The 25,303-nt window shown below is 42.0% G+C and carries 28 protein-coding genes; 12 read left to right on the top strand and 16 right to left on the bottom strand.

The window, feature by feature from the left end:
- Positions 1–228: 228 nt before the first annotated feature.
- Positions 229–912: a uracil-DNA glycosylase gene (locus V7K15_RS17875; protein WP_334907237.1), complete on the bottom strand. Its 684-nt coding sequence runs from the start codon at positions 910–912 to the stop codon at positions 229–231.
- A 191-nt stretch (positions 913–1,103) separates the two neighbouring features.
- Between V7K15_RS17875 and V7K15_RS17870 the strand changes: the two genes are divergently transcribed.
- A complete protein-coding gene (locus V7K15_RS17870) occupies positions 1,104–1,799 on the top strand; it encodes a phosphoribosyltransferase (protein ID WP_334907235.1) in 696 nt (231 codons plus the stop codon).
- A 74-nt stretch (positions 1,800–1,873) separates the two neighbouring features.
- Here the strand turns inward: V7K15_RS17870 and tnpA are convergent, their stop codons facing one another.
- Positions 1,874–2,275: an IS200/IS605 family transposase gene (tnpA, locus tag V7K15_RS17865; RefSeq protein ID WP_334907233.1), complete on the bottom strand. Its 402-nt coding sequence runs from the start codon at positions 2,273–2,275 to the stop codon at positions 1,874–1,876.
- Between the two features lie 92 nt (positions 2,276–2,367).
- On the opposite strand from tnpA, the gene V7K15_RS17860 reads away from it, so the two are divergent.
- Positions 2,368–3,657, top strand: a complete 1,290-nt coding sequence (locus V7K15_RS17860; RefSeq protein ID WP_334907231.1) for an RNA-guided endonuclease InsQ/TnpB family protein — start codon at positions 2,368–2,370, stop codon at positions 3,655–3,657.
- Between the two features lie 61 nt (positions 3,658–3,718).
- Here V7K15_RS17860 and V7K15_RS17855 read toward each other — a convergent pair whose 3' ends face one another.
- From V7K15_RS17855 to V7K15_RS17845, 3 genes are all read right to left on the bottom strand, one after another.
- A complete protein-coding gene (locus V7K15_RS17855; RefSeq protein ID WP_334907229.1) occupies positions 3,719–4,744 on the bottom strand; it encodes a tetratricopeptide repeat protein in 1,026 nt (341 codons plus the stop codon).
- 691 nt (positions 4,745–5,435) lie between these two features.
- Entirely contained in the window at positions 5,436–6,290 is an 855-nt protein-coding gene (locus V7K15_RS17850) for a cyanophycinase (RefSeq protein WP_334907227.1), read from the bottom strand.
- 335 nt (positions 6,291–6,625) lie between these two features.
- Positions 6,626–6,829, bottom strand: coding sequence for a hypothetical protein (locus V7K15_RS17845; protein WP_334907224.1), 204 nt, complete (start codon positions 6,827–6,829; stop codon positions 6,626–6,628).
- Positions 6,830–7,150: 321 nt separating this feature from the next.
- On the opposite strand from V7K15_RS17845, the gene V7K15_RS17840 reads away from it, so the two are divergent.
- The gene (locus V7K15_RS17840; protein ID WP_334907222.1) at positions 7,151–9,088 is read left to right on the top strand and encodes an ATP-binding protein; all 1,938 of its coding nucleotides are present in this window, start codon (positions 7,151–7,153) and stop codon (positions 9,086–9,088) included.
- A 207-nt stretch (positions 9,089–9,295) separates the two neighbouring features.
- Here V7K15_RS17840 and V7K15_RS17835 read toward each other — a convergent pair whose 3' ends face one another.
- Positions 9,296–9,862: a PadR family transcriptional regulator gene (locus V7K15_RS17835; protein WP_334907220.1), complete on the bottom strand. Its 567-nt coding sequence runs from the start codon at positions 9,860–9,862 to the stop codon at positions 9,296–9,298.
- A 477-nt stretch (positions 9,863–10,339) separates the two neighbouring features.
- Here V7K15_RS17835 and V7K15_RS17830 point away from each other — a divergent pair, with 477 nt between their 5' ends.
- From V7K15_RS17830 to V7K15_RS17825, 3 genes are all read left to right on the top strand, one after another.
- A complete protein-coding gene (locus tag V7K15_RS17830) occupies positions 10,340–10,771 on the top strand; it encodes a hypothetical protein (protein WP_442949691.1) in 432 nt (143 codons plus the stop codon).
- Positions 10,772–11,111: 340 nt separating this feature from the next.
- A complete protein-coding gene (locus V7K15_RS30025; RefSeq protein ID WP_442949690.1) occupies positions 11,112–11,345 on the top strand; it encodes a hypothetical protein in 234 nt (77 codons plus the stop codon).
- 5 nt (positions 11,346–11,350) lie between these two features.
- A complete protein-coding gene (locus V7K15_RS17825; RefSeq protein WP_442949689.1) occupies positions 11,351–11,635 on the top strand; it encodes a tetratricopeptide repeat protein in 285 nt (94 codons plus the stop codon).
- 679 nt (positions 11,636–12,314) lie between these two features.
- Here the strand turns inward: V7K15_RS17825 and V7K15_RS17820 are convergent.
- The 8 genes from V7K15_RS17820 to rplU form a co-directional block, all read right to left on the bottom strand.
- Entirely contained in the window at positions 12,315–13,508 is a 1,194-nt protein-coding gene (locus V7K15_RS17820) for an NADH:flavin oxidoreductase/NADH oxidase (RefSeq protein WP_334907216.1), read from the bottom strand.
- 418 nt (positions 13,509–13,926) lie between these two features.
- Positions 13,927–14,643 (bottom strand): molybdopterin-dependent oxidoreductase, encoded by a 717-nt coding sequence (locus tag V7K15_RS17815; RefSeq protein WP_334907214.1) that lies wholly within the window; start codon positions 14,641–14,643, stop codon positions 13,927–13,929.
- 7 nt (positions 14,644–14,650) lie between these two features.
- Entirely contained in the window at positions 14,651–15,247 is a 597-nt protein-coding gene (locus V7K15_RS17810) for a cytochrome b/b6 domain-containing protein (protein ID WP_334907212.1), read from the bottom strand.
- Between the two features lie 94 nt (positions 15,248–15,341).
- On the bottom strand, positions 15,342–16,034 hold the full coding sequence (locus V7K15_RS17805; RefSeq protein WP_334907210.1) for a cytochrome c biogenesis CcdA family protein: 693 nt from the start codon (positions 16,032–16,034) through the stop codon (positions 15,342–15,344).
- A 7-nt stretch (positions 16,035–16,041) separates the two neighbouring features.
- Positions 16,042–16,641, bottom strand: coding sequence for a thioredoxin family protein (locus V7K15_RS17800; RefSeq protein ID WP_334907208.1), 600 nt, complete (start codon positions 16,639–16,641; stop codon positions 16,042–16,044).
- A 116-nt stretch (positions 16,642–16,757) separates the two neighbouring features.
- Positions 16,758–17,039 (bottom strand): hypothetical protein, encoded by a 282-nt coding sequence (locus tag V7K15_RS17795; RefSeq protein WP_334907206.1) that lies wholly within the window; start codon positions 17,037–17,039, stop codon positions 16,758–16,760.
- A 961-nt stretch (positions 17,040–18,000) separates the two neighbouring features.
- Positions 18,001–18,297, bottom strand: coding sequence for a 50S ribosomal protein L27 (gene rpmA / locus V7K15_RS17790; RefSeq protein ID WP_334907204.1), 297 nt, complete (start codon positions 18,295–18,297; stop codon positions 18,001–18,003).
- A 29-nt stretch (positions 18,298–18,326) separates the two neighbouring features.
- Positions 18,327–18,734 carry a 50S ribosomal protein L21 gene (rplU, locus tag V7K15_RS17785; protein WP_334907241.1) on the bottom strand — a complete coding sequence of 136 codons (408 nt, stop codon included), beginning with the start codon at positions 18,732–18,734 and terminating at the stop codon, positions 18,327–18,329.
- A gap of 136 nt (positions 18,735–18,870) precedes the next feature.
- On the opposite strand from rplU, the gene V7K15_RS17780 reads away from it, so the two are divergent.
- From V7K15_RS17780 to V7K15_RS17770, 3 genes are all read left to right on the top strand, one after another.
- The gene (locus V7K15_RS17780; RefSeq protein ID WP_334907202.1) at positions 18,871–19,035 is read left to right on the top strand and encodes a hypothetical protein; all 165 of its coding nucleotides are present in this window, start codon (positions 18,871–18,873) and stop codon (positions 19,033–19,035) included.
- A 255-nt stretch (positions 19,036–19,290) separates the two neighbouring features.
- Entirely contained in the window at positions 19,291–19,524 is a 234-nt protein-coding gene (locus V7K15_RS17775) for a Nif11-like leader peptide family natural product precursor (RefSeq protein ID WP_334907200.1), read from the top strand.
- A 212-nt stretch (positions 19,525–19,736) separates the two neighbouring features.
- Complete coding sequence (locus V7K15_RS17770) at positions 19,737–20,825, top strand: nucleotidyltransferase domain-containing protein (RefSeq protein ID WP_334907198.1); 1,089 nt, start codon at positions 19,737–19,739, stop codon at positions 20,823–20,825.
- 94 nt (positions 20,826–20,919) lie between these two features.
- On the opposite strand, the gene V7K15_RS17765 is transcribed toward V7K15_RS17770, so the two are convergent.
- Together V7K15_RS17765 and bchI are read right to left on the bottom strand one after the other, a co-directional pair.
- Positions 20,920–21,216 (bottom strand): hypothetical protein, encoded by a 297-nt coding sequence (locus tag V7K15_RS17765; RefSeq protein WP_292790064.1) that lies wholly within the window; start codon positions 21,214–21,216, stop codon positions 20,920–20,922.
- Between the two features lie 99 nt (positions 21,217–21,315).
- Positions 21,316–22,440, bottom strand: coding sequence for a magnesium chelatase ATPase subunit I (gene bchI, locus V7K15_RS17760; RefSeq protein WP_334907195.1), 1,125 nt, complete (start codon positions 22,438–22,440; stop codon positions 21,316–21,318).
- 245 nt (positions 22,441–22,685) lie between these two features.
- Here bchI and V7K15_RS17755 point away from each other — a divergent pair, with 245 nt between their 5' ends.
- From V7K15_RS17755 to V7K15_RS17745, 3 genes are all read left to right on the top strand, one after another.
- Positions 22,686–23,651, top strand: coding sequence for a DNA cytosine methyltransferase (locus V7K15_RS17755; RefSeq protein ID WP_334907194.1), 966 nt, complete (start codon positions 22,686–22,688; stop codon positions 23,649–23,651).
- A gap of 196 nt (positions 23,652–23,847) precedes the next feature.
- A complete protein-coding gene (locus V7K15_RS17750; protein ID WP_334907193.1) occupies positions 23,848–25,071 on the top strand; it encodes a glycoside hydrolase family 10 protein in 1,224 nt (407 codons plus the stop codon).
- Entirely contained in the window at positions 25,064–25,237 is a 174-nt protein-coding gene (locus V7K15_RS17745; protein WP_334907192.1) for a hypothetical protein, read from the top strand. The genes V7K15_RS17750 and V7K15_RS17745 overlap by 8 nt, the downstream gene beginning before the upstream one ends.
- Positions 25,238–25,303 lie beyond the last annotated feature (66 nt).

Below are 25,303 nucleotides of genomic sequence, written 5' to 3'. Positions count from 1 at the left end.
AAGCACCAAATTACTGAGGAGCCGTGTGAAGGGAAACTTTCATGCACGGTTTTGAAGACCAACGGGGTTGGTGACAACCTCGTTGAGTTTAATACAAGAGCTTTAGTTGGAGTAATCCAGCAATGGTAAGTTGGCTCATTGATTAAAGAATCTCAGTCCCTTTAGGGACTGAGAGTGTCAAATATCCGTTATCCAGATTCCTTGTAGAGACGTAGCACTGCTACGTCTCTACATTGGGTTATTTTGGATTTCGTCTAACTTGGCACGCACTGCCTGGATATCCTGCCACATCAACCATTTCGGCGCACCTTGTTCCTTGGAAGGGTTACGCAGCAAGTAAGAAGGATGAAAAATTGGCATACATAAACGCCCTTGCCACTCCAACCACTGCCCGCGAATTTTCGTAATCCCCCGCTTATCGCCAGTGATACTTTTGACAGCAGTTGCACCTGTTAACAGAATTATTTTGGGGTCAACTAGGCGAATTTGTTCTAATAAGTAGGGTAGACAAGCCGCCACTTCTACAGGAGTGGGAACTCTATTTTCTGGTGGGCGACATTTGTTGATATTGGTAATGTATACATCCTGCTCGGTAGTCAGATTCACAGATGCCAGAATTTTCTCCAACAACTGCCCCGATCTACCCACAAATGGTAAACCCGTTTCATCTTCATTTTGACCTGGCGCTTCCCCTATAACCATAATTGGGGCTTTGAGATTGCCGCGTCCGACAACAGCATGAGTCCGAGTGTCTCCCAATGGACAACGGTGGCAGCGATCGCAATCCTGTGTCAATTCCGTTATGCCAGAATAAGTTCCCGGAGCGATCGCAATTTTCGCGTCTGTGGGAATCAGTTCACGTTGGTTAAAGGTTGAGTCGTCGAAGAGGCTGAGTTGGTTTTGGCTGCTCATGAAAATCAAGATTTTGGCATCAGCGCCAGCTGTCTTATCTGAGTTAAATACCGCTCAGGTTGGAGATATATCAGAGTAAATAGACTTTTGCTGAATACTGATAATTTATACAAATCTGATTGTATCAGTTAATTTGAGACAAAATTCAGTCATCATAAAAGCAGTGCCGTCCTAAGATGCTGGGGGAAACCATGTCACATACCCCACTTTTCGCCGATCGCACCCATGCGGGTGAGGAGTTGGCGCGAGTGATTCATGATGTTTTGACTCAGCAAACTATTGATTCTGGGGTAAAGCCTGTACCAATTGTTTATGCTTTGCCAAGAGGTGGTGTACCAGTTGCAGCACCAATAGCACGTCTTTTGGATTGTCCACTGACAATTATTGTGGCGAAAAAGATTAGCTATCCAGAAAACCCAGAGTTAGCAATTGGTGCAGTCACTACTTCGGGAAATGTTCTTTGGACTGATCAAAAGCTATTTCGGCCTAAAAATGAGGCGCGATCGCGGGAAGTGGCTTTAAATAAAGCGCTTGACCAAGCTAAGTCTCTTGAGGCTCAATTAATTCCTGCTTGTCCACAGTTGAATGCAAAGGATGCGACGCTGATCTTAGTTGATGATGGCATTGCTACAGGTATGACAATAGCGGTAGCGGCAACTGCCATGAAAGCGCTTTCTCCAGCCGCAGTTTGGCTATGTACTCCAGTAGCGCCACAAAAATTGCTACCTTGGTTAGAGCAGTGGGGCGATCGCACAATTGTTCTGCAAACACCGGAACCCTTCCGCAGTGTCAGTAATTTTTACCGGGAATTTCCCCAAGTAGATACATTAGAAGTTCTCGTATATCTCCAGCAGCAAAAGACAATTGGGGGAATTGACAATAAATAACACGATTTGCCGACAAGCGAGCCTGTCTTTAGACCTGAGTAGAGGCAAATGGCAGTTTTAACTGCCTTGAATATTTAGCCGTGGTGTGGGTCTTCAATATATTTTTTGATAATTTCACTACTAACATTTCCGGCGCTGCTAACAAAATAACTTCTAGACCATAAGCTAGGCAACTTAAGCAACTCAGGGAACTCTTTTCTTAAATAGTAACTCGAACGACCTTTGAAAGCCTTTACAACTAAATGCGGAGCATCAGTAGGCGTAACACCTATAAATAGGTGAATGTGATCTGATGCTACTTCTAAGGCTAGAATATCCCAGCCTTTCTCATTTGCCAGGCAGTAGAATATTTCTTTGGCTCGTCTAGCAATATCACCAATCAATACTTTTTTACGACGCTTCGGACACCAAACATAATGTAGGTTAAGCAAATACTTATGATGATTCCCACTTTTATACTCAGATAATTTCAACATAATATTGTGTTGTTTTCTTTGCAAATATCAACATTTTTCTATTCTAATATGGTATTGTTGATATAACAATAGAAAACGACACATAGGTTTAAGTGTTTGGTTGCCAACAAGTATTAATAAATCCAGACAAAGGTCTTGAAGCTATTCTAGAATTTGTATGTCGAGAATCAGCGAAATTGAGTAACTGTGGAACATATTACGCAAGGCAACTGTATTTTAAGACGGGTAAAATACCTAGTAAATTTGATTTGCATAAGTTACTAAAAAGTAACCCACATTTTCAAGCGATGTACTCTCACGTTGCCCAACAATGTTTAACAACTGTCGCCGAGCCTTTTAAGTCTTATCTAGGATTGTTAAAAGCAGTAAGCGCTGGTTCTATAGACCAACGTCCAAGACTTCCAAGCTATCGCAAGGGTGGTTTAGCTTTGGCTACTTTGCCTCGTGCTGACGTGAAATTAAAAAATGGTTTATTGCGCTTCCCCCTCGGTAGCAAAGTTAAGATATGGTTTGGGTTAGATGCGTTTTATTTGCCAATGCCATCAAACTTAAAATTTTCAGATATTAGAGAAATACGTATATTGCCTCGCAATCAATGCTTTTACGCTGAGTTTGTTTATAAAATGCTTGATACTCAGAAACCAATAGTCAATAAGGACAATGTTTTAGGTATCGACCCCGGTATTAATAATTGGCTAACTTGCGTCTCGAACGTAGGAACTAGTTTTATTATTGATGGCAAGCATTTGAAGTCACTGAACCAAAACTACAATAGGCGGATATCAACATTCAAAGAAAATAAGCCCCAAGGTTTTTGGTCTAAACAACTAGCACATATAACCGAAAAACGAAATCGCCAAGTGCGCGACGGTGTAAACAAGGCAGCCCGTAAAGTGATTAAGCATTGTCTAGAAAATCAAATTGGCACACTAGTTTTTGGATGGAACAAAGGACAGAGGCAAGAAATAAATCTCGGTGCTAAAACTAATCAGAAATTTGTACAAATTCCTACAGCTAGACTCAAAGACAGGATTGCTCAATTGTGTGATTATTATAGGATTAATTTTGTAGATACAGAAGAAAGCTACACATCCAGGTCTTCGTTTTTAGATGGTGATTTGCTACCTACGATCGGTGCGAAACCCGTTCGCGCTTGCGTCTCCGAAGGAGAAGGGTGGCAGCCATCTGGAAAAAGAGTTAATCGTGGATTATATCGAACAGCCAAAGGCTATAAAATCAACGCTGATTGTCATGGTGCGGCGAACATTATCCGCAAAGTAGCGATGAAATTAGGACTAGTTCTTAATGGAATCAGTAGGGTGTCTTTGTCAGCACCATTGAAACTTCGTTTGTGGAGTCTTCAAGAATCCCTGTCCCTTTAGGGCTGGGAGTGTCAATTGTGCGAATAATTTTAAATTTGGAATTATTTCCCTATCTTACTTTTTAACTATTTGGAGATGTTTCCTGCTGGTATTGCATAGCTTTAGCATAATCACCCAAGGCGTAGCAAGCAGCTTTCAGACGAGCTAGAGCTTCTTGTTCACTACGGCGGTCTTTCATATTCCTAGCTAACAGCAAACGTTCTTCATAATATGTAATTGCTTTGTTATAGTCACCCAAAGCTTCACAAGCAACTCCTAAACTACCTAAAGACTGTTCCTGGCTACGCTTGTCTTGAGTTTCTTTGGCTAATTGTAACCGATCTTCATAATACTTAATGGCTTTGGCATAATCACCTAAGGCATAACAAGCATTACCCAAATTTTTTAGCACCTGAGAAGCACTGCGAACATTTTTTAAAGAGCGTGATAGTACTACACACTGCTCATAATAAGCGATCGCTTTTGGATAATTGTCCAAAGCATACCAAGCATTACCCAAATTCTTGAGTACCTGTTCCTCGCCCCAATTATCTTTGAGTTCCCGCACAATTTCTAGGCTTTGCTGCTGATACTCAATTGCCTGTGTAAAGTTGCCTAAAGCTTTATACACTAATCCCAAATTATTCAGTGCTGCAACTTGACTGCGTTTGTCTTGCAATTGCTGGGTTATTTTCAAACACTTTTCTAGAAACTCAACTGCTTTTTGATGGTCATTCAGGTGACGGTAAGCATTGCCTAAATGGGAAAGTGCTTGCATCTGCAATGCTAAATCTGAAGTGTGTTCACTCAAAGACAAACACTGTTGGGAGTAGGAGATAGCACCTTTGTAGTCTCCAGCGCTATAAGTTACCAATCCTAAAAAAGAAAGTACCTGTGCCTGCTTTTGCAAATCCCCAACTGCCTGAAACAGCCCCAAGGATTGTTGCAAAGACTTCATCGCCACTATTAATTCACCAGCTTGCTGCTGTTGAATTCCTTGCCGTAGTAGCTTAGATGCTTCCGATAAATTGTCGTCATTTTCCTGTGGAGGTAGTATTTCTCCTTGCCAACCAGAGTCAAAATCATGGGTAATTGTATTATGCTTCACTGGTTTTAGGTATGTTATGGGTCATTCTAGGGGAACTGTATTTTTCGAGATGTTATTTATTCCATTCGCCTTTAGACATCAACTGCTTCCTGTGAAGTCTGGTGTTAAATCTAGTATTCCCATAACCAGAATGTATCTTTCATCAGGCTGGTTTACCACAGCATAGGTTTAGCAGGAGTTAATCACCTATTTAGAGGAATTTTTGGATTCCAGACTTGTTGAAATTCCCACTTTGGAAATTATCAACAACAGACCTCTCGCAGATATTCCCAGCACAGCATGGTTTGTTCTTGTCCTTCAACAATAGACTTCTTGCATAAATCAAAAAATGAACCCCACCCCGCCTTTGACTTACGTCAAATTCTCCCCTAAGAGCCTGCTCTTAGAGGGGCTGGGGGTGGGGTGTTAGGGACTTTTCCAAGAGGTCTAATGATGTCGGAAACGAGTTCAAACAAGAGTGTTTACCTATGGAAATTCCAAGAGCGATCGCATTTCAGGGCTATTTCGTTCTAGAGATAAGTGTTTGCTGGAGTCAAGATAAGTAATATTAATACTTAATCCCCCCTTTCCTCCTGAAATAGCGGGGCTATGTCCCCTATTTCTGAGAGTACTTGGAAGGATATTCAAGAGATAAATGTCAGTAATCTACAAGTATTAATTATTTATTCAATTTAAACGCACCTGCTAAAAGTTAGGTATTGCTTAAACCAACAGGTACAGAGACATTTGCTACAGAGCGATTATTTAGGATAGGCTGGCGGGTTTTTAAGTCAAATTTGAAGCCATGTGGCAAAATATGCAGCTTTGCTCCGCAAATCGCCAAAGACTCATCCTTCAAAATTTCGTCCAAATTGTTATACGTAACTTCTGAATCATCAACAATTGTGACAGCACCTTCACCAATTACTTCAATTTGGTTATCTGTCACTACCATAGCGGTATTCTCGTCAATACCAAATCCCAAAACAGCAGGTTCTAGTATTAAAGCTGAAATTAAGCGTCCCAAACGTCCACGCTGGGAAAAATGCTGGTCAATTACCACCCCTGGTAAAAATCCCATACCTGGTCCCATTTCGACAGTTTCAATCCGAGGATGTGTCTGCGAATCACCTTCCACGATCATTTTATCTGGCATCACGGCAGCACCCGCGCTTGTGCCTCCGATAACTATACCTTCAGCGAAGCGTTTGTGAATAGCTGCATCAATTTCGGTATCCTTGAGGATGCTGGTAATACGAGCTTGGTCTCCTCCAGTAAAAAATACTCCAGTTGCTTTATTAATTGCTTCCAATGCGGTAGATGAAGATGCATCTTCACGGGTTTCTGTATCCAGAATCCGAACATTCTCGGCTCCCAGGCGCTCAAATACTCTTATATAATTTTCTCCCACTTCTTTTGGTAATTCTGTGGCCGCCGTGATAATTACAATGCATGCCTTCGTTCCCCCAGCGCGTCGCATAAAGTCCCGCAAAATTATGCAATCTCCCTCCTTGTCTTCAGCTCCTCCAATAATTACCAGCTGCCGTTTGGGATTACTTTCCACCATGATGTCTCCTGATTTGAGTTAATAAATTTCACTAAACCATGACAATTACAACTATCAAATCATCCCTTTGGTAGATTACTTGATTGAAGGTAGGATTAAAGTTGGTTTGCGATCGCCATCAAACCAAAAGATTTTTCCGAAAAATTACAGAAAAAACTATCCTCAAAATTAATTTACCCATACTTAATAAAATCCACAGCGTCAACTACCTCTAGAGATATTTTCTAGAGGCATTATTGACTATCTTGGTAATTGCCGATTGGAAATTTATCCGGCGATCGCAAGTAATTGGTATAAACTGTAGCTGGCTGTAATTAGATGTCTAGTGACAATTCCTAATGAATGCGACTTCTGTAAAGCAAGTTAGTTAAGAAAAAACGTGCTTGTTCTAGTGGGAGATGCCTGGGTTTGCCTTGGTAGACAATTTGATACTCATTTATGTCTGGCCCATCACCATGCCCAGAGATCAGCTTTAGGTGAAAAGCTTCCTCAGCAAGTTCTCGAATTTCGTCTCTTAGAGCAGCTTCTGTGCTATTCATACTTTGCTGTCTTTTCAATCAATACCCTAGATTCACTTATACATATTATTTGGTAAGTGTTGCACCTTTCAAAGGTTATATCTTTGACTAATCATGAGGATGAATTGACTGTTATTTATTCTTTGCTAAAGAAGGAAAGTTTAATTATGCCTTGAGATAGTTGAAAATATTTACTAATAGAGTTAGTCTGGGTTCGTAATTAGAGCAATGCCTTTGCGATCACTCTCCAAAATTAATCTAAATCAATCTACAATCAATAAGTCTGAGTAACTATAACTCAGCATTTAAATTTCAGGGTGTTTAGCCAAAGGTTCGTAATCAATGGTTCTGCAAAAAAGCAGTGATTTAGTCCGCATTAATGCTAGAAGAACGGATGTATTCGATATTTTCAACTTCAAGCATTATATTGGGCCTAACCCTTATTTAGATACAGGGGCGCTAGTATTTGACTTGGCTCTAGTTGACTCTAGAAAGCCTTTGCCCATTGAAGATTATATTGCAAGCATTGGCGTAGGAGCGGAGCGGCTTGTCCAGAGACATGGCTATGCAGACTTGGCCAGCCAAACCTACGAATCTCATGCCCATCTATTTGCCCAAGTTGTATCCGAAGTCGCAAAGCTGGATATGGATTTGCACCTTAACCATTGGAGTGTCAAGCCATATCCAAATTGCACGCGGATTAGTGTCCAATCACTACATGAACGCACAACTAAAGAGGTAGTTTATTTTGTTTGGGATTGGTTTGAAGCCATTACCCAAGACGAAGACTTTAACTTTGATGAGCGGTTAGTAAAGCTGCAAAATAAATTCCGCGCATCTGTCTATGGTGGTCCGACAGTTTACGCCCTATTGCGAACAGCCTACGAGAAAGGTATTCCTGCCTTTTATTTGTGGGAAGAAGGATTGATGCAATACGGTTTGGGAAAAAAACACGTCCGGGGAGTAGCAACAACATTTAACTGTGATAGCCATCTAGATTCGGAGTTCACCACCCGTAAAGATGACTGCAAGGCATTTTTGAAAACCTTGGGTTTCCCAGTGCCTGAAGGTGATATCGTCTTTTCCGAAAAGGAAGCCTTAGCCGCAGCCAGAGAAATTGGCTACCCAGTGGCAGTTAAGCCAGTGGTAGGTCACAAAGGAATTGGGGTCACGGCTGACGTGCAGGACTCAAAAGAACTGGTATCTGCTTATAATAGGGCACTGACAGCGATTCCCGAAGATCAGCTAACCCGGATAATTGTTGAGAAAAGTATTTCTGGATCAGATTTTCGCTTATTGTGTGTTAATGGTAGATTTGTTGCTGCCACAGAACGCCGTCCAGCATCGGTTGTTGGTGATGGCTACTTAACACTTGCAGAGTTAATCCGCCTAGAGAATCGCAAACCTGCACGTTTAGACACGCCAACCTCGCCGATGAGTAAAATTCAGATAGATGAAGCGATGCAACTCTACCTAGAGGAACAGCGCTTATCATTAGACAGTGTGATTGAGAAGGAACGCACTGTTTATCTGCGTAAAGTCGCCAATCTTTCAGCCGGAGGTATAAGCATTGATGCAACCCCGACAGTTCATGATGACAATATTATCTTGGCGCAAGATATTGCCCAACATTTCCAGCTGACTTGCCTTGGGATTGATGTGATTACCAAAAGTCTTTCAGAATCTTGGAAGTCTAGTAATTTTGCTATCCTAGAAATCAATGCTGCACCAGGCGTTTTAATGCATCTTAAACCTTCTGTTGGTGAAAGCGTTGATGTACCTTCTCATATTATAGAAACCTTTTTTGAGTCGGGTACAGATGGCAGAATACCGATTATTACTTTTAATAAAATCTCAGTTGAAGAACTGCAAGCAACGATTGACCATATCCATTTGCAACATCCCAACTGGACAATAGGTGCTATTTGTCGTGATGCAGTTTTTGTGAATCGCTCGAAAAAAGTATTAAGCAAAAATTACAACAGCAACGTCCAAACTTTGCTGCGTCATCCCAAACTTGATTTGCTGATTGCCGAGTATGCGGAAGACATCCTAAATGAAGAGGGTATGTTTTACCAGAGTAGTAATATCGTAGTTTTGGATAATCCCACCGAAACTGAGATGATGCTGGTGCGGGATGTCTTCGATGGTTCGACTGTGGTGATTAGAAAAGGCAATGACATTTCTATTCGTCGCCAAGGCTTGATTGAAGATTATACTTTGGCTGAAGATGAACCATTTACACGGGTTTATTTGAAAGAAACTGGAGCGATTTTGTGAGCTAAGTAAAAAAAGCTACACACGGTAGGGGCAATTCATGTAGCTTTAGCTGACCGCAGGGTATTGCCCCTACCTATCAAGATACCGATTGACTGCTATTGTTACCATTGTTTGATTTATTAAAGTTATAAAAAAACAAGCTAAAGCGAATCATCGTAGAGAAGACGGTTGAAACAGGAATGCTCATAGCTTTAGTGCTAGGAAGTGTCAAAAAATCTGGTAATGTGATGCATATTGCTTTTGATGACTGATAACATTGATTGCTATCTTCAACCAATCGATATAAGTCTGTTCTCTTCGGATCACCAACTCCAGCACCAGCCTTTGCATCACCTGCTCACGGTTGGCAGACTCATCATTGAGTGATGGCAAATCGATGGTTTCACATTCAGCAAGCTTTTTGCTTCGAGCCGCGACTTGTTGCTCTAGTAGGTGAATGGTGGTTTCATTCGACAACTGATCTGCAAAATGCAATTGGAGTAGCAAAGGTTCTCGGATAGTCGTTAAGGGCTGATGAGTTCCAAGCCATCGGGCGAATTCGGCTTTCCCTGGCTCCGTCACATTGTAGACTTTGCGGTTGGGGCGATCGCGCCCAATCTCAATCCTACAGGTAATCCAGCCTTGCTCAACTAGCTTATCAAGAGTTCTGTAAATTTGTGCCTGGTCTGCTGGCCACAAATGGGCAATACATTGATCAAAGCAGCTCGTTTTCAGGTCGTAGCCCGTCATTTCTTGCTGCTGAAGAAGACCTAGAATTACGTATGCTAGGGACATGAAGACTGTTTTTCCATAATTGACATTTTCTCGATCGCTTCTACACTATGTACTTCTTATAAGTTTATGCTAATATATGAGTAATCCAATATAAGATATAACGGTTATAAAAAGATATGTTGATTATAATGCTTCTTAGCAAGGAAACCAAATACATGAACTGAGGTTGGGCAAATGGCTAATAGTGCTATTTGTACAAGACAGTCAGGAAGTGGCGATGTAATCTTGAGTGTCGCTCCCGTACCCTTATGGGGAAGCAAGCTATGTGGAGTATCTTGTTGGCGCAGCCTCTCGTAGAGAACAGAAGGGAAATGATAAAGTTTTGAGCAGAGCGCCAAGTCTTCTAGCGAGCATCTACGCCACCATTGGATATGCTATTTATCGCTAGCGGATCACTCAATAAACCAGTTATTCGCTACAGTTTATTGGTGATGAATACCGACGCAGAAATTATTTAAGCGATCGAAGACTATTGTAATGAGAGGATGGATAACATTGACTTCTAACATACTTTTACAAAGAATACGTCAACATCAATATCTGCGTGATTTACGAAACAAATTACTCCACCTTCACAAGATGTTGCTGGAGACAGAACGCGTTGCCTACGAACAGGTTAGTGGACGAGTATCAAGCGGAGAACTACTTCAGCTTGTCATCGCTCATGAACAATTTGCTTGGCTACATCGCATTTCTGAGGTGGTTGTGCAAGTTGATGAAATGCTCGAAGCAGATGAACCGATATTGCTGGACGATTTCCAAAAGTTGATTGCTGATGTCCGCACGCTGATTATACCGTTAGAGACGGGTAATACCTTCGAGAGAAAGTATTACAACGCTCTCCAGCGCGAACCTGGTGCGGTGTTGGCACATGCGGAGATATCAAAATTTCTCACATCTGAGGTTTAAGGATCAATACGCTTGGTGTTAGTGATATTTTGCCCCGAAAGATCCCCCAACCCCCCTTAAAAAGGGGGACTAATTCCCTCCTTTTTAAGGGGGGTTAGGGAGGATCAAGCCTTTTAAGCCAAGCGTATTGGTTTAAAGGGAACTTAGAGCGATTTTGAATTGCTCACCCGACAATAACGAACTATTGGCTGTAGTCTACGCATTTGAAAGCTGCTGTAATACCTGACTTTTCACGGTAAGTTCTCTTGTATCAGATAAGGTGGTCATGAATAAATAATATACAAGAGAAGCTTTGCTCCGGCATAGCCCAACCCAGGCATCGCTAGCCACCCTGATCACAATGACTACTGTAATATTTGTACATGGCACTGGCATTAGAGAACCAGAATACAACGAAACTTTTCAGATAATTGAGCAAAAGATTCACGCCCAACGTCCTGACATCCAAGTTACTCGCTGCCTTTGGGGTGCATTAGGTGCAAGGTTCAATGATAATCGGGCATCAGTACCCTTGAAAGATGCGACACTGGCTTTATTTCAAGGAGAAGAAGACGCAGATATTATACTAGCCTGAACAATTTGGCATTCCTCTACAAATCACAGGGAAGGTACAGCGATGCCGAACCTTTGTACATCGAAGCTTTGGCGATGACAAAACGCCTGCTGGGGGATGAACACCCAGATGTGGCAAGTAGCCTGAACAATTTGGCAGCACTCTACGATTCACAGGGAAGGTACAGCGATGCCGAACCTTTCTACATCCAAGCTGTGGCGATCGCTGAAAAACAGTTGGGAGCAAATCATCCCAATACAATAACCTTCCGTAAAAATCTGGAATACTTGCGGCGGAATGATCAGCCTTGATTCAGGAGAATGGTTGCTTTTGTCTCCCGTTGGTTTCAGTAATTTAGGTAATCTGCACCGGCTGCATTACCCGCTTGGGATTTAAATCTTAGTCTAATAAGTAGGCAACATAATTAATTACACAATGTCATTGCGATCGCACCAAACCAAAATAATGCGATCGCAGCCCTTGCGATCGCTTTGCTCTGCTCGGAATTACTGTAAATATTTTTGTTTATCTACTTAATGAGCCTCTGAACTCCGTTAACGAGGCTTTTATCTCCGTTAACGAGGCTTTTATCTCCGTTAACGAGTATTTTATCTCCGTCAACGAGTATTTTATCTCCGTCAACGAGTATTTTATCTCCGTCAACGAGGCTTTTATCTCCGTCAACGAGTATTTTATCTCCGTCAACGAGTATTTTATCTCCGTCAACGAGTATTTTATCTCCGTTAACGAGTATTTTATCTCCGTTAACGAGTATTTTATCTCCGTTAACGAGTATTTTATCTCCGTTAACGAGTCTTGGATATTATGTCCGGTTGATTAGTGAGTATTTTATTATTAAAAATAGATAGAGCGATCGCCTCAAATTTGCGACCGCTATAATATCATCTGCGGTTAAACACAAGTCAATTGCGATCGGAGTGTGGCAATCTCAAACCTTACCATTGCGATCGCCACACCTGCCCAGGAGATTTATTTCCCCCGTCTCTGTTGTTTCACTGCATAGCCGTAGGGCAAAGGCCAGTTTGGTTCCTCATCCAAATGGTAACGCGCACGAATCGACCAATATGGATCGCGGAGCATTTCTCGACCGATGAGAACTAAATCTGCACACCCACGAGTAATTATTTGGTTGGCATACTCAGCCTCAGTTATCATCCCCACAGCCCCAGTCCTAATCCCAGCCTCCTCTCGGATTTTGGCAGCAAAAGGCACCTGATAACCTGTCTGCACGGGAATCCTGGCATGAGGTACTAAGCCTCCGGTGGAAACATCGATCAAATCAACGCCTAATAGCTTTAGTTCGCCAGACAATATGACTGACTGCTTGAGATCCCAACCTCCCTCTACCCAGTCGGTAGCAGAGATACGCACAAAAAGCGGCATCCCGCTTGGTAAAATCTCTCGCATTCTTTTTGTCACCTCCAGCAATAAACGCATTCGGTTTTCCAACGAACCACCGTAACGATCTGTTCGTTGATTACTTAGCGGCGAAAGAAAAGAATGCAGTAGGTATCCATGAGCCGAGTGGATTTCGATAATCTGAAAGCCCGCTTGAACGGCACGCCCGGCTGTGGCAACGAAGGCTTGAATCACCTCTTCAATCCCATCCTCATCCAGGGGTATGGGAACGGGGCCGCCCTCTTGAAACGGAATTGGGCTTGGCCCGACTACAGGCCAAGCCCCTTGTTCAGGTGTCAGAGGTGTACCACCCAGCCAGGGAAGATTGCAGCTCGCCTTCCGGCCAGCATGGGCTAATTGAATCCCGGCGATCGCACCCTGTTGGCCAAGGAAGCGGACAATCCTAGCTAGTGGTTCAATGTGTTCATCATCCCAAAGACCAAGATCGCCGGGGGTGATTCGTCCTTGGGGTGTGACGGCTGTCGCTTCGACTACAATCAGGCGAGTACCTCCAACAGCCCGACTCCCCAAATGGACGAAGTGCCAATCGTTTGCGAATCCATTCTCTGCGGAGTATTGACACATTGGGGACATCACTATGCGATCGGGCAGAGTGATATCTCGAATTGTCAGTGGACTAAACAAGTCTACTTCCGGTACATCCGAATCGTGCAGACTTGTTGAGTGACAACCAGGAGAATCTATAAATTCTAATTCCGTCTGGGCTGGGGATGATGGCAAAGTTGTTAATTTCTCTGTAGTCATGCTGTTACTTTTCCGTGCTTTGTGGATTAACACCCAGTATCCGAGTTAGCTCGTCAAAATCGATTTTAGATAAAGAGTTTCAGATATTGGGTGTCTGATTTTTTGTCGCTTCCCAAACGATTTTTAACTAATCCCCATAATTCACCATCCCTCTATAGAGTGGAGAATTACGGCGAACAAAGAAACCTCACCCTGGTTCTGCTACGCAAAACCTGTCCCTCTCCTTATTAAGGTGTACACACAAATTGAATTACCCCCCTTAATCCCACCTTTCTAAGGTGGGAAACAGGAAATTTAGTTCCCTCCCCTTTGCAAGGGGAGGGTTAGGGTGGGGTAAAACCTTGGTTAATCAGCTATTTCAGACTTGTGTGTACACCGTAGCCCTCTGAAAAAGAAGAATAAGTTGCATATCGCCTGACTATAGCCCTGCAAACCACTCATAGCCACGATCCTCCCAATAGCCTTTAATCGGTAACAAATTGCTGACGAATGTAATTTGAGTTACCCACTTGCTTTGCTTATAGCCCAGTTTAATTGGAGATGCTAGGCGGATGGGCGCACCATTATCAGCCGATAAAGGTTGTCCATTCTTTTGATAAGCCATCAGAGTTTGGGGATGTACAACAGAGGCAATATCCCAGCTTTCATAGTAGCCATCAGCAGATTTGAAGTAGACATAGCGGACGTTTGACTTCGGCTGTACCAGGGCTACTAAGTCTCGTAATCGCACACCTCCCCATTGAACGATCGCAGCCCAGCCTTCAACACAGACATGGCGAATTACCGTTGAAGTCAAGGGAAGTTTTTGAATATCTGCCATGCTCAATTGCATCGTCTTACTAACTTCACCATCAATCGTCAAGCGAAACTGCGCCGGATCAATTTGCGGGGTGAAGTCAAAGGTATTAATCAGCAATTTGTCTGCTTCTATGGCACTGACAGGAAATTCTGGTATGGGTTTTTGACTTAGCAAGAGTGCTTCAAGACGTTCGTTTAGTGGCTCAGATATTTGCCGCACATTATCTGAGAACAAATTTGTCCCACAGCCACCTAAAAGAAAACCTACCCCTGAAAGTCCAGATAGTTGCAGTAACCGACGACGGGATAGGGTGCGTTTGGGAAGAATCAGACTCATATTACCTCTACACGAACATAGACTTAATTAGACGGATGCTTCCTACCTTCAGCGCAAGTAAGGAATGAGTAATTGTAAACAGTATGACAGTGGGAACAGTGATAAAGTGAACAGTGCGTAAATTTTGCCAATTACCAAACAGCCCAGAAAGCCAATGTAGTTGAGCAGGTTTGTACATTGATAGACCACTCAAGATTGCCAGCAGTAGCACTGGAATGATCGCAGTATAAACTACTCGATGCCATGCGTAATTCTTGCGCTTGGGGTTCTGGCTAACTTGCAATGCTTTTAAGTCACCGCGATCGGCAAAGCGACGCTGCCAACGACGAGTTACAAAAATATAAACTCCATACCAAAGTAAGTTCAGCGAAAACAGCCACATAGCAGTAAAATGCCAGTTTCTGCCACCCCCTAGCCAACCTCCTAGCAACAGAAAATCGGGAAAATGCCAACCTGCACGCCCTCCAAATACCGGATTAGCATTATAGATTTGTAGTCCGCTACCGATCATCAAGATCAGACTGATGATATTAATCCAGTGAAAGGTCTTTGATAGAAAAGTCTGACTTGGTGTTGAGCGACCTTTGCGTTTTGATGAAGTCATACCAATTTTGGATTTTAGATTTTGGATTTTTATATTGTTCCCTGTTAGACTTTCGGATTGGGTATTCTAATCCAAAATCTAAGATTGGCACGTCTCACAGAGATTGAGTGGGAAAGAACGGAGCCAGCCAAAGTTGTATCTGGACATCCCAACCGAGAAGAATAGCAATTGCTGTGGAGACGATCGCTACGCCACCAATTCGCTGCAACATTGCACTATGGGAGCGGAGATTCAGGATTCGTTTGCTAAGTACTCGCCCACCATAGGCGATCGCCAAGAGAGGCAAACCTGCTCCGATTCCATAAGCAACAAGTAGCCAAAATGCACCTGCGACTTGATGATTAACTGCTGCTAGTACTAAAATTCCCCCCAAAACCGGACCAGCACAGGGAGTCCATAAAAGCCCCAACTGAGTCCCTAGCCAAAACTCTCCCATGAGTCCGATTCGTGGACGTTGTTTAGTCCACTTGCCAACTGGAATGTAAGTAAATATTCGGTAACTCCAGGTGGGAAAAATCGCGAGTAATCCTAAAAATAAAAGGAGTGCGATCGCAAAGTTACGTAATAAATTAGCCAAGCCTGTAAACCAGCTTGCTGTTACACCTAGTAAACTACCTGCCAGTGCAAAACCAGTGATTAATCCCCCTAACAGTGCTACTGGTCCGTAAGTATGCGATTGGAGCGATCGGCCTAATAGCACAGGCAAAATCGGTAAAACACAGGGTGAAAGCACATTCAGAACTCCTCCCAGAAACGCCAGACTGATTGATAGAGTAGAAGTCGTCATAATTCTTCTACCCCAATAGCTGGCGGATAGTTTGCTCTATTTTTTCATATTCCCCTTCACCAATATGGTCATATTGCAATAAGCCCTGGCGATCGGCCAAAAACATATGAGGCCAATACTGATTGTCGTAAGCCTTCCAAGTTTTATATTCGTTATCAACCGGAACCGGATAAGTAATTTTGTGTTGCTGTAATGCCTTTTTTATGTTGTTTGGATCTCGCTCAAAGGCAAACTCTGGTGTGTGGATGCCAATCACCTTGAGTCCCTGAGACTCATACTGCCGATGCCATTTAGTGATGTAGGGCAGGGTACGCTGGCAGTTAATACAAGCAAAAGTCCAAAACTGGATTAGGACAACACTACCTTTGAGGTCAGCGATCGACAAAGGTGTAGAGTTAAGCCACTGACTGATACCCTGAAACTCTGGTAAACTCTTGCCTGCTGGAGGTTTCGCTGCAATAGTTTCTGAGCCTTGCGTATTGTTAGGATTTTCAGAAGAGGCATTCACTTTTCTGAAGTTGGAAAATGTTGTGGCTGCACCAATTCCGACAACCCCTAACCCAAGGTAAAAAAGTAATTGACGCCGGCGAAGCAGGTTGTGATTCATTAGAATTTCTCCTGTTGAGGTTAAAGCGCCAAAGTATAGGGATTGGAATCAGGTTTTTTCTGGAACCAGTCCCTAGTACTCAGTAGAAGAAAAGTGAGATGCAAAGCTAGTTGTGACTAGGGTTTGGTGGAAGCGGGCGATTGCTTCATAGCACCACCGGCTTTATCTTTGCCCATCGCACCACCGGCTTTATCTTTGCCCATCGCACCACCGGCTTTATCTTTGCCCATCGCACCACCGGCTTTATCTTTGCCCATCGCATCGCCGGCTTTATCTTTGCTCATCGCAGGAGTGGCTTCAGGAGCAACTTGATTGTTGGTTGCAGGAGTGCCAGAGCAAGCAGTGAGACTGGTAGTTAAAATCAGACCAGCAATTAAAGAAAGTGTTTTCCAGTTCATAGTCTTCTTTCGTCCTTTGGATTGTTTTTTTTGTATTGATTCAGAGGAAACTAAGCTACAGGCAGATTCATCAACGCTATTGAGGTCAAGAGGATGCCTTCTTGGAGAAGACTCTATCAGACTTTTGCTACTGCGTAGCTTGCCGATCGCATTTACGTTGCAATGAAATAACCCCTTTGCTTCTAACACAACTTTGAATAATAGTAGTAATAGCGATCGCAACTCTTGTTAACCGTTATTTTTGATACTCCTGATGTTTGAGTTATCTCGAACATCCAAAGTATCTCTGTTAGGACTGAAGCTGATCTGAAACTAAGCCATGATTTTCATAAACTTATCCCTTGAGAAAATTCAGTTGATTCTCAGCATTTTCTCAGACAATCATGGTAGCTCAAAGCCACAACCTAATTTAGGTATTCTCCCAGCAAAACCTGACTTTTCTTAGTACAGAACACCAGAAAAAGGGTATAGAATAGACCTCTTGCAAAACTCCCTAACACCCCACCCCCAACCCCTCCCCGCAAGCGGGGAGGGGAGACAAAGCGTAGCTTTGGCGGGGTGGGGTTCTTATTTTTGATTTATGCAAGAGGTCTAATTTAATCATTTGTAGGTTGGGTAGAACGAACGCGAACAGCGTCCCGTAGGGAAGTGAAACCCAACATCAGGTCTGAATATTTCCGAACCCCTTTTAGGGTGACATATACTTAGTGAATAACTTATGCGCTTTGAATGCTTCTGATACTAATCTATGGGTGACAGAGGAACAAAGCGGCTTTTAAGCAACTGTTGGGAATATTTCAGCAAATCTGATTATCAATAGACATCTCCAGAAATTAAATATGCGTTACCCAGAAGCCTTGTAGAGACCTAGCACTGCTACGTCTCTACTTTTTTTTCGGAGATGTCTAATGTCAGTGCTAACTAGCAATTAGGGTGAGTAACTATTACCCACCCTAGTACTCTAACTTGCTACTGCCTCAGCAGGGGCTACTTCAACAGCAGCTACAGGTAAGTAAACACTAACTTTTTTACGTGTCTTGCCCTTTCTCTCAAACGTTACAACACCGTCGATTAAGGCAAACAGAGTATCATCGCTACCAATACCGACATTGTTACCAGGGTGAAATTTGGTACCGCGCTGACGCACGAGAATGTTTCCTGCACGTACAACTTGACCGCCATAACGCTTGACACCCAAACGTTGGGCATTAGAATCACGACCGTTGCGTGTACTACCTGTTCCTTTCTTATGAGCCATGATTTCCTCTTGTGTATCTACTTTTTTTATTATTCAGCTGCGGTTTCAACTTCTTCGGCAGAAGCGTCATCTACAACGGGCATTTCTTCCTCCGTTGGTCCTTGGGCAGCAAACACTGCACCGTTAAGGGTGATAGTGTCAATCATAAGTCTGGTAATTTCCTGACGATGCCCCCGTTTTTTGCGGGTTTTCTTTTTGGGCTTCATTTTGTATACCAGAACTTTACGACCTCTGTAATGTCGCATTACAGTCCCTTCTACAGTCGCACCTGTGACTAATGGCTGTCCAATAGTGACTTCGCCATCGTGCTGCACCAATAACACGGAGTCTATTGTAACTTTTTCATCTGGTTCGTTCGTAAGCAGTTCAATGTCGTAAAACCGCCCTGGCTCTACTCGTATTTGTTTGCCGCCAGTTTCAATAATTGCGTAGGTCATGGAATTGTCCTTGAGGTTGCCGTACAGGTAGCTAGTTTTTGTCTCGTGTAGAGACGCTTTTACCAGCTTTTGTAATATGTCTACCTGATCCGAGCAGGAATTAGACAGACAATCTAACATACTATTTTATTAATAGGTGTCAAGTCAAGCTCTAACAGGATTTTTAGATTTGGCATTGGCATCTGGTCAGCCTGAAGATGAAAAATTAGCTAATTTACTACTTTGCGATCGCACATTTTCCACTATCGCCAAGGAATTAGCCAACAGTCCTTATGGCAATCATCCACCAGCACGAATGTAAATTGTATTTACAAGTCAGAATAAATACTTTTTAACTAAAAATTGCTACTATCTAAGGGCTGAATTTTACAAAATAGTAATAGCACTATTAGGCTACAAGTTATATTTTCTTATCAAAATCAACACATTTTTCCTCTTTGTTTTAAGATGAAACTTATAGATGCTTAATCTAGAAATTATTTAGAGAAGTTAGTGAATCCCCAGGAGTTAATTTACCACATTCAAACCTGATATTTCAAACAGGAGATGGATTGTCATGACACAGGAAAATGCTGCTCGACTTTTTCAAGCCGTAAAACAAGATCAAGCATTACAGGAAAGACTCAAAGTAACAGCTGATCCAGAAGCCTTCATCAAGATTGCTCAAGAGCGTGGCTATGATTTCACTGTCAAAGAATTGGACAGTGAGATCAGCAAATTGTCTGAAGAAGATTTAGCCACCATTGTCAATCCAGGATGGGGAACTAGACGCCACATTAATCCTAGATAATTCCTGCTCTAGGAAACCGAAAGTATAGGAACAACTGAATTGACAAGTTTTGCTCCTAAAGGGATATGATCGCATGATCTCCTTTAGGGGCATTCCTATTAAACGCAAGGCTATAACCAATCCTCGGTTATCTTTGTGCTGTGGAAGTATCTATGCAATATCTGAAGAAAGTTAACTCATGAGTTAGGATGAGTATATTTTAATCAGGTGATATGAAAAGAATAGAAGTTGAGCAAAGAACTATTTTAATTGGTTTGGCAGGTAGCCACGGCTATGGTTTAAATCGTCCTGATTCAGATTTTGATTATCGGGGAGTATTTATCGCACCCAAAAGGTACTACTTGGGATTTGATCGGATAGAACAAAAAGATGATGGTTGGGATGAACCAGGAATATTTCCATTCGTGGATGGCAACAAAGACACAGTTATATATGAACTAAGAAAAATCCTCCATTTATTAGCGGGCGCGAATCCCAATGTTTTAGAATTGCTCTGGTTAAATAAGTATCCTTTTTTAAGCTCAATCGGACAGCATTTAATTAATCATAAACAGTTATTTCTGAGCAAGAAGGTAAAACATACTTACACTGGTTATGCCTTTGCCCAAATCAAAAAGATGGAAACTCATCGTAAATGGTTGTTAAAGCCACCACAAAAAAAACCAATACCATCTGACTTCGCCATAGAAGACGAAGCACCCCTGGGCAAAGATGAGCTAAATGCTTTTCTGGAATATCTTTATAACTTAATCAGAGGACGGATTGAGTTTTTGGAAGAAGCGGAACAATTATACCAATTGCTGACGGCAGATATTGATTTTAAAGGAGTCTTAAAACAATATACTTTACCCGATGAAACTTTGGAATATACCCAAAATTTAACCAATAGCCGTAAAGATTTTATCCGCCTGCTTCAGAAAAGCCAAAGCTATCAAATAGCTTTAAGAGAATGGAAGGCTTACTTATCTTGGCAGGAGAATAGAAATCCGGCTAGGGCAGAAATGGAAAGAAAGTCGGGTTTTGATCTTAAACATGGAATGCACTGCATTAGATTGTTACGCAGTGGAGTAGAAATATTGCGGCAAGGTAAAGTGATTGTAGATAGGAGAATAGCTGGCGATGTTGAGGATTTAAAAGCTATTTTAAAGGGTGAGTATTCTTACGAGCAGGTGATGAAAATGGCAGAAGATTTGGTTGCCGAAATGGAAATTGTTTACGAACAATCTGCGCTACCTCACAAACCTGATTTGGAGCAAATTAATGAGTTATGTATGGAATTGGTGGAAATGCAGAATTGGTAAATGAAAAAGGAGAGACGCGATTAATCGCGTCTGTACATGAGTTAGGAGTTTATAATTAATTTCTCACTTCTTTACTCATAACTCATAACTAATTTTATAGAGTGTACATTAAGTCAGCAAAGCCATAGAGGCTGATGATAAGCAATAGTGATGCTGTTAGTTGGGTAATTCGCTTCTGGGGTGAGGGCGCGATCGCTTCCCGCACTAAGATAGAAATAGATGCCCCAACTACTAAGCTCAAGCCTAAAATTAAATATGGTCTGTCGGGTAAAATACTGGCTATTGCCAGCATTGCGATCGCTAATAAGAGCATCAATAATTCTACAAATCTGGGCGGGTTATATTGACTAGATAGAATAAAGCTGTTGAACCAAAAAGACCAAAATCTCATAATCACTTTTGAGTGCTAAATGTTGAGTTAGACTCTGCCAATTTTAGATTTTGAATTGAAGGAAAAATCCAAAATCCAAAATCTAAAATCCAAAATTAATTAACCCCTAGCCCCTAATTTTTGACCTGTGCCGTTTTTTTGTGCAGTATCACTTTCTGGGAGTTCGACGCCAAAGACGCGGCTAAAAGCTTTGGCGACTTTGTAGCCAGAATCAATCGATTCTAAAGGATCTTTCCGCAGTCTGTGACGCAAACATAGCGTAATTACGCGCTGGATATCATCAATTGTAACTTCAGTGCGTCCTTCATAAGCTGTTAAGGCTTTGGCGGCGCGGTTACTAACAATGTCACCCCGCAAACCATCTACATCCAGTTCTGAGCAGACTTCAGAAATTTTTACCCGCAAATCATAATCAATTTTCACTTCTGGCAAAAGCTGTTGAGCATTGACAATTTGCTCTTGTAATGCTTCTTGCTCGGTTTTGTACTTTTCGAGAAATACTGGAGGATTTTGGTCAAAATCTGCCCGTTGTTCCACGATTTGCACCCGCAAGACTGGTTCTTTTACTGTGTGAATTTCTGCGTGCATCCCAAAGCGATCAAGCAGTTGGGGGCGTAGTTCGCCTTCTTCTGGATTTCCAGAACCCACAAGAACAAAACGCGCTGGGTGACGGATAGAAATACCTTCTCGTTCTACAGTGTTCCATCCACTGGCAGCTGAGTCGAGTAGCACGTCTACGAGGTGGTCATCTAGCAAGTTGACTTCATCCACATAGAGAATGCCTCGGTTAGCCTTGGCCAGCAGTCCCGGTTCAAAGGCTTTGACACCTTCAGATAAAGCTTTCTCAATGTCGATTGTCCCACAAACTCGGTCTTCTGTAGCTCCTAGCGGTAGGTCTACCATTTGGACTTTTTTCTGAGTTACAGGAATTTGGGCCCCTTGTTCTAACAGTTGGCGAACTTCATCGCTCATCAAGTCGGGGTCGCTAGGATCACTACTGAAGGGATCATTGGCAACCACAGAAATTTCTGGCAGCAGATCAGTCAGCGCCCGGATAGTTGTGGATTTCCCGGTGCCGCGATCGCCCATGATCATTACACCACCAATTTTGGGGTCAATCACGTTCAATAGCAGCGCCAGTTTCATTTCTTCCTGGCCCACAATTGCCGTAAAAGGAAATACTACGCGACGCGCACTTGCCGTGGATTGAGCAGTTGAACTCACTAAATTACCTTAACAATATTTTTCTTATTACAGTTTTCTATTGTGACACAGATAGGGTGTGGAATAGTTTAGTAAATTTAAAGGTATTATTTAGCACATAATTTTATGTATACATACTAACTTAATTTTTGTATTGGAAAGCGATTATCTTCCTTATAGAAAACTAGTAATAGGAAGATTAACTGATGGTATTATTCTAAATAATCCTAAGAGATTTTATGAAAAATTAAAATACATATAAAGGTATGAAAGAAAAATATAGAGATGAGAAAAAAGCCTTTTCACTTAGAGTTTTAGACCTTTTCGCCGGTTGTGGAGGGTTATCTTTAGGCTTTCAAAATGTTGGATTTAATATTGTAGCGGCATTTGATAATTGGAAACCAGCTATAGATGTTTATCAAAAAAACTTTAGCCATGAAATTTTTGATTACGATCTTAGAAATTTAAGAAGAAACTATCAAATTTTTAGCGAAATGCGTCCTGAAATTATTATTGGTGGACCTCCATGCCAAGACTTTTCTAGTGCTGGTAAACGTGATGAAGATTTAGGAAGAGGGGATTTAAGTATTGTATTTTCTGAGATAGTTACAAGTGTTCTTCCTCAGTGGTTTGTCATAGAAAACGTAGAACTATTTCGTAAAACCAATAAATATAAAGAGGTTAGACAAATGTTGAAAGCTGCTGGATATGGTTTAAGCGAAATAATTTTGGATGCTAGTCTGTGCGGTGTACCTCAAAAGCGAAAAAGATTTTTTTGCTTTGGAGAGTTACAAGGAAAAGACGAAAGTCTAGAACCTTACCTGAAAAAAAGGTTAGCAGATAAACCAATGACCATTAGAGATTATCTAGAAAATAAATTAGGAATTCAATATTACTACAGACATCCAAGAAGTTACCAAAGAAGAGGAATTTTTAGTATTGATGAACCCAGCCCAACAGTAAGAGGAGTTAATCGCCCTATTCCTAAAACCTATAAAAAACACCCTAAAGATCCAGTTTCAGTTACAGAAAACTTGCGCCCATTGACTACAATTGAAAGAAGCTACTTGCAGACTTTCCCAGAAAGATTTATTTTTGAAGGCACAAAAACAGACCTGGAACAGATGATCGGAAACGCTGTCCCAGTCAAGCTTGCAGAATATGTTGCTCAAAGTATCCTTGAATATATGAAAGATAATTTCAAGAGTCTATTGGGCACTAATAACCACTAACTGCGTCAAGCATCTTATAACTTTGCTAGGTCTGCTTTAGTTTTTATGGTGCAAAAGTTCCATAAGCAGGGAACGAACAACTACCAGCTGATTAATCCTGTAGTCAGCATAAATACTTGTAGACTATATGGTTAATAGATTCAATTATAAAAGCAAGCAATAAGGTGTGTGGGTAGCTAATGCATCATTCAAATCTATGAAATTATCTTTTATTGTTCAAAGTTGGCGGCGTAGATGTACAGCAGCTTGTCGTCAGACATCGCTCAAGTATCTTTTTCCAATTCTCATTTTAATATCTTTTGTTACGGTATTGCTGGTAGACAGTTTCACCCCTGCGATCGCACAGTTACCCCGTCAGGAAATTCGCGGGGTTTGGATGACCACCAATGATTTTGACACCCTCAAGGATCGCGCTAAAGTCCAGGATGCGGTGAGTCAACTGCGGCAGATGAACTTCAATACAATCTATCCTGTGGTGTGGAATTCTGGCTATGTGATGTATCCCAGTGCGATCGCACAACGAGCAGGTATTCAACCTTTTGTCTACAAAGGTTTAGATGGACATGATATTCTCGCAGACCTCATTAACCAAGCCCATCGCAAAGGATTGCTAGTAATTCCTTGGTTTGAGTTTGGTTTCATGACTCCCCCAACCTCAGAACTGGCACTGAATTATCCAGATTGGTTTACACAAAAGCGGGATGGTAGCCAAACTTCGATTAGTGCAGGGGGTGAGGTGATGTGGCTGAATCCGTTCCATCCCCAAGTGCAACAGTTCATTACCAATCTTGTGCTAGAAACTGTCACCCAATATGATGCCGATGGCATTCAGTTTGACGACCACATGAGTTTGCCCTACGAATTTGGCTACGATCAATATACAGTTGCCTTGTACACCCAAGAAACCAATAATGCTCCCCCAACTAATCCCCAAGATGTGGCATGGGTACAGTGGCGGGCAGATAAAATTACGGCCTTCATGGTACAACTTAACCAAGCTGTGAAGCAGAGAAAACCCCAGGCGATTTTCTCCGTTGCTCCCAATTACTATGATTTAGCTTACAAGTTTCACCTGCAAGATTGGTTGAGTTGGATGCGGCAAAATATTGTAGACGAGTTAATTGTGCAAATTTATCGTCCGAATCTGCAAAGTTTTGTGGCAAATATTTCTCGCCCAGAAATTCAAGAAGCACAACAAATAATTCCAACTGCAATTGGCATTATGGCAGGGTTACGAAATAATCCAGTTCCCATCCAGCAAATTAAGTCTCAGGTGCGGGCTGTCCAAGAACGTCGTCTAGGTGTAACCTTCTTTTATTATGAAAGTCTTTGGAACGATGCTTTAGAACCCTTGAATGAGCGACAGGCTGGATTTGAAAATCTCTTTCCATCTCCCGCACTCCGCGCCAGAAGTGAATAACTTTTCTCTTTCAGATGATGTTACTGTACTAGAAATTAAGGTTTTTATGGCTAATAGTGGTGCGATCGCTTGTTGTCCTGAAAGGCTCAGATTTCTAACTTATCCAAAGAAGCCGGGGTGCGATCGGCTTCCTAAAGTATCTTTTAATACATTTAATCATAAATAAATATCGTGATGATTAGTTAGACATTGCTCTCAATTTGGGAATACTGACAATTAGGGTAATGGATTG

Source organism: Nostoc sp. (genome assembly GCF_036919815.1).
Classification (GTDB): domain Bacteria; phylum Cyanobacteriota; class Cyanobacteriia; order Cyanobacteriales; family Nostocaceae; genus Nostoc.
The sequence above is the reverse complement of the archived record's forward strand: the minus strand, read 5'-3'. Positions and strand labels throughout refer to the sequence as shown.

What these genes read in the sequence shown, in the direction of transcription:
- V7K15_RS17875 (WP_334907237.1), bottom strand. Translation starts at nt 912, where the DNA reads ATGAGCAGCCAAAACCAACTCAGCCTCTTCGACGACTCAACCTTTAAC.
- V7K15_RS17870 (WP_334907235.1), top strand. Translation starts at nt 1,104, where the DNA reads ATGTCACATACCCCACTTTTCGCCGATCGCACCCATGCGGGTGAGGAG.
- tnpA (WP_334907233.1), bottom strand. Translation starts at nt 2,275, where the DNA reads ATGTTGAAATTATCTGAGTATAAAAGTGGGAATCATCATAAGTATTTG.
- V7K15_RS17850 (WP_334907227.1), bottom strand. Translation starts at nt 6,290, where the DNA reads ATGGTGGAAAGTAATCCCAAACGGCAGCTGGTAATTATTGGAGGAGCT.
- V7K15_RS17845 (WP_334907224.1), bottom strand. Translation starts at nt 6,829, where the DNA reads ATGAATAGCACAGAAGCTGCTCTAAGAGACGAAATTCGAGAACTTGCT.
- V7K15_RS17840 (WP_334907222.1), top strand. Translation starts at nt 7,151, where the DNA reads ATGGTTCTGCAAAAAAGCAGTGATTTAGTCCGCATTAATGCTAGAAGA.
- V7K15_RS17835 (WP_334907220.1), bottom strand. Translation starts at nt 9,862, where the DNA reads ATGTCCCTAGCATACGTAATTCTAGGTCTTCTTCAGCAGCAAGAAATG.
- V7K15_RS17830 (WP_442949691.1), top strand. Translation starts at nt 10,340, where the DNA reads ATGAGAGGATGGATAACATTGACTTCTAACATACTTTTACAAAGAATA.
- V7K15_RS30025 (WP_442949690.1), top strand. Translation starts at nt 11,112, where the DNA reads ATGACTACTGTAATATTTGTACATGGCACTGGCATTAGAGAACCAGAA.
- V7K15_RS17820 (WP_334907216.1), bottom strand. Translation starts at nt 13,508, where the DNA reads ATGACTACAGAGAAATTAACAACTTTGCCATCATCCCCAGCCCAGACG.
- V7K15_RS17815 (WP_334907214.1), bottom strand. Translation starts at nt 14,643, where the DNA reads ATGAGTCTGATTCTTCCCAAACGCACCCTATCCCGTCGTCGGTTACTG.
- V7K15_RS17810 (WP_334907212.1), bottom strand. Translation starts at nt 15,247, where the DNA reads ATGACTTCATCAAAACGCAAAGGTCGCTCAACACCAAGTCAGACTTTT.
- V7K15_RS17805 (WP_334907210.1), bottom strand. Translation starts at nt 16,034, where the DNA reads ATGACGACTTCTACTCTATCAATCAGTCTGGCGTTTCTGGGAGGAGTT.
- V7K15_RS17800 (WP_334907208.1), bottom strand. Translation starts at nt 16,641, where the DNA reads ATGAATCACAACCTGCTTCGCCGGCGTCAATTACTTTTTTACCTTGGG.
- V7K15_RS17795 (WP_334907206.1), bottom strand. Translation starts at nt 17,039, where the DNA reads ATGAACTGGAAAACACTTTCTTTAATTGCTGGTCTGATTTTAACTACC.
- rpmA (WP_334907204.1), bottom strand. Translation starts at nt 18,297, where the DNA reads ATGGCTCATAAGAAAGGAACAGGTAGTACACGCAACGGTCGTGATTCT.
- rplU (WP_334907241.1), bottom strand. Translation starts at nt 18,734, where the DNA reads ATGACCTACGCAATTATTGAAACTGGCGGCAAACAAATACGAGTAGAG.
- V7K15_RS17775 (WP_334907200.1), top strand. Translation starts at nt 19,291, where the DNA reads ATGACACAGGAAAATGCTGCTCGACTTTTTCAAGCCGTAAAACAAGAT.
- V7K15_RS17770 (WP_334907198.1), top strand. Translation starts at nt 19,737, where the DNA reads ATGAAAAGAATAGAAGTTGAGCAAAGAACTATTTTAATTGGTTTGGCA.
- V7K15_RS17765 (WP_292790064.1), bottom strand. Translation starts at nt 21,216, where the DNA reads ATGAGATTTTGGTCTTTTTGGTTCAACAGCTTTATTCTATCTAGTCAA.
- V7K15_RS17755 (WP_334907194.1), top strand. Translation starts at nt 22,686, where the DNA reads ATGAAAGAAAAATATAGAGATGAGAAAAAAGCCTTTTCACTTAGAGTT.
- V7K15_RS17750 (WP_334907193.1), top strand. Translation starts at nt 23,848, where the DNA reads ATGAAATTATCTTTTATTGTTCAAAGTTGGCGGCGTAGATGTACAGCA.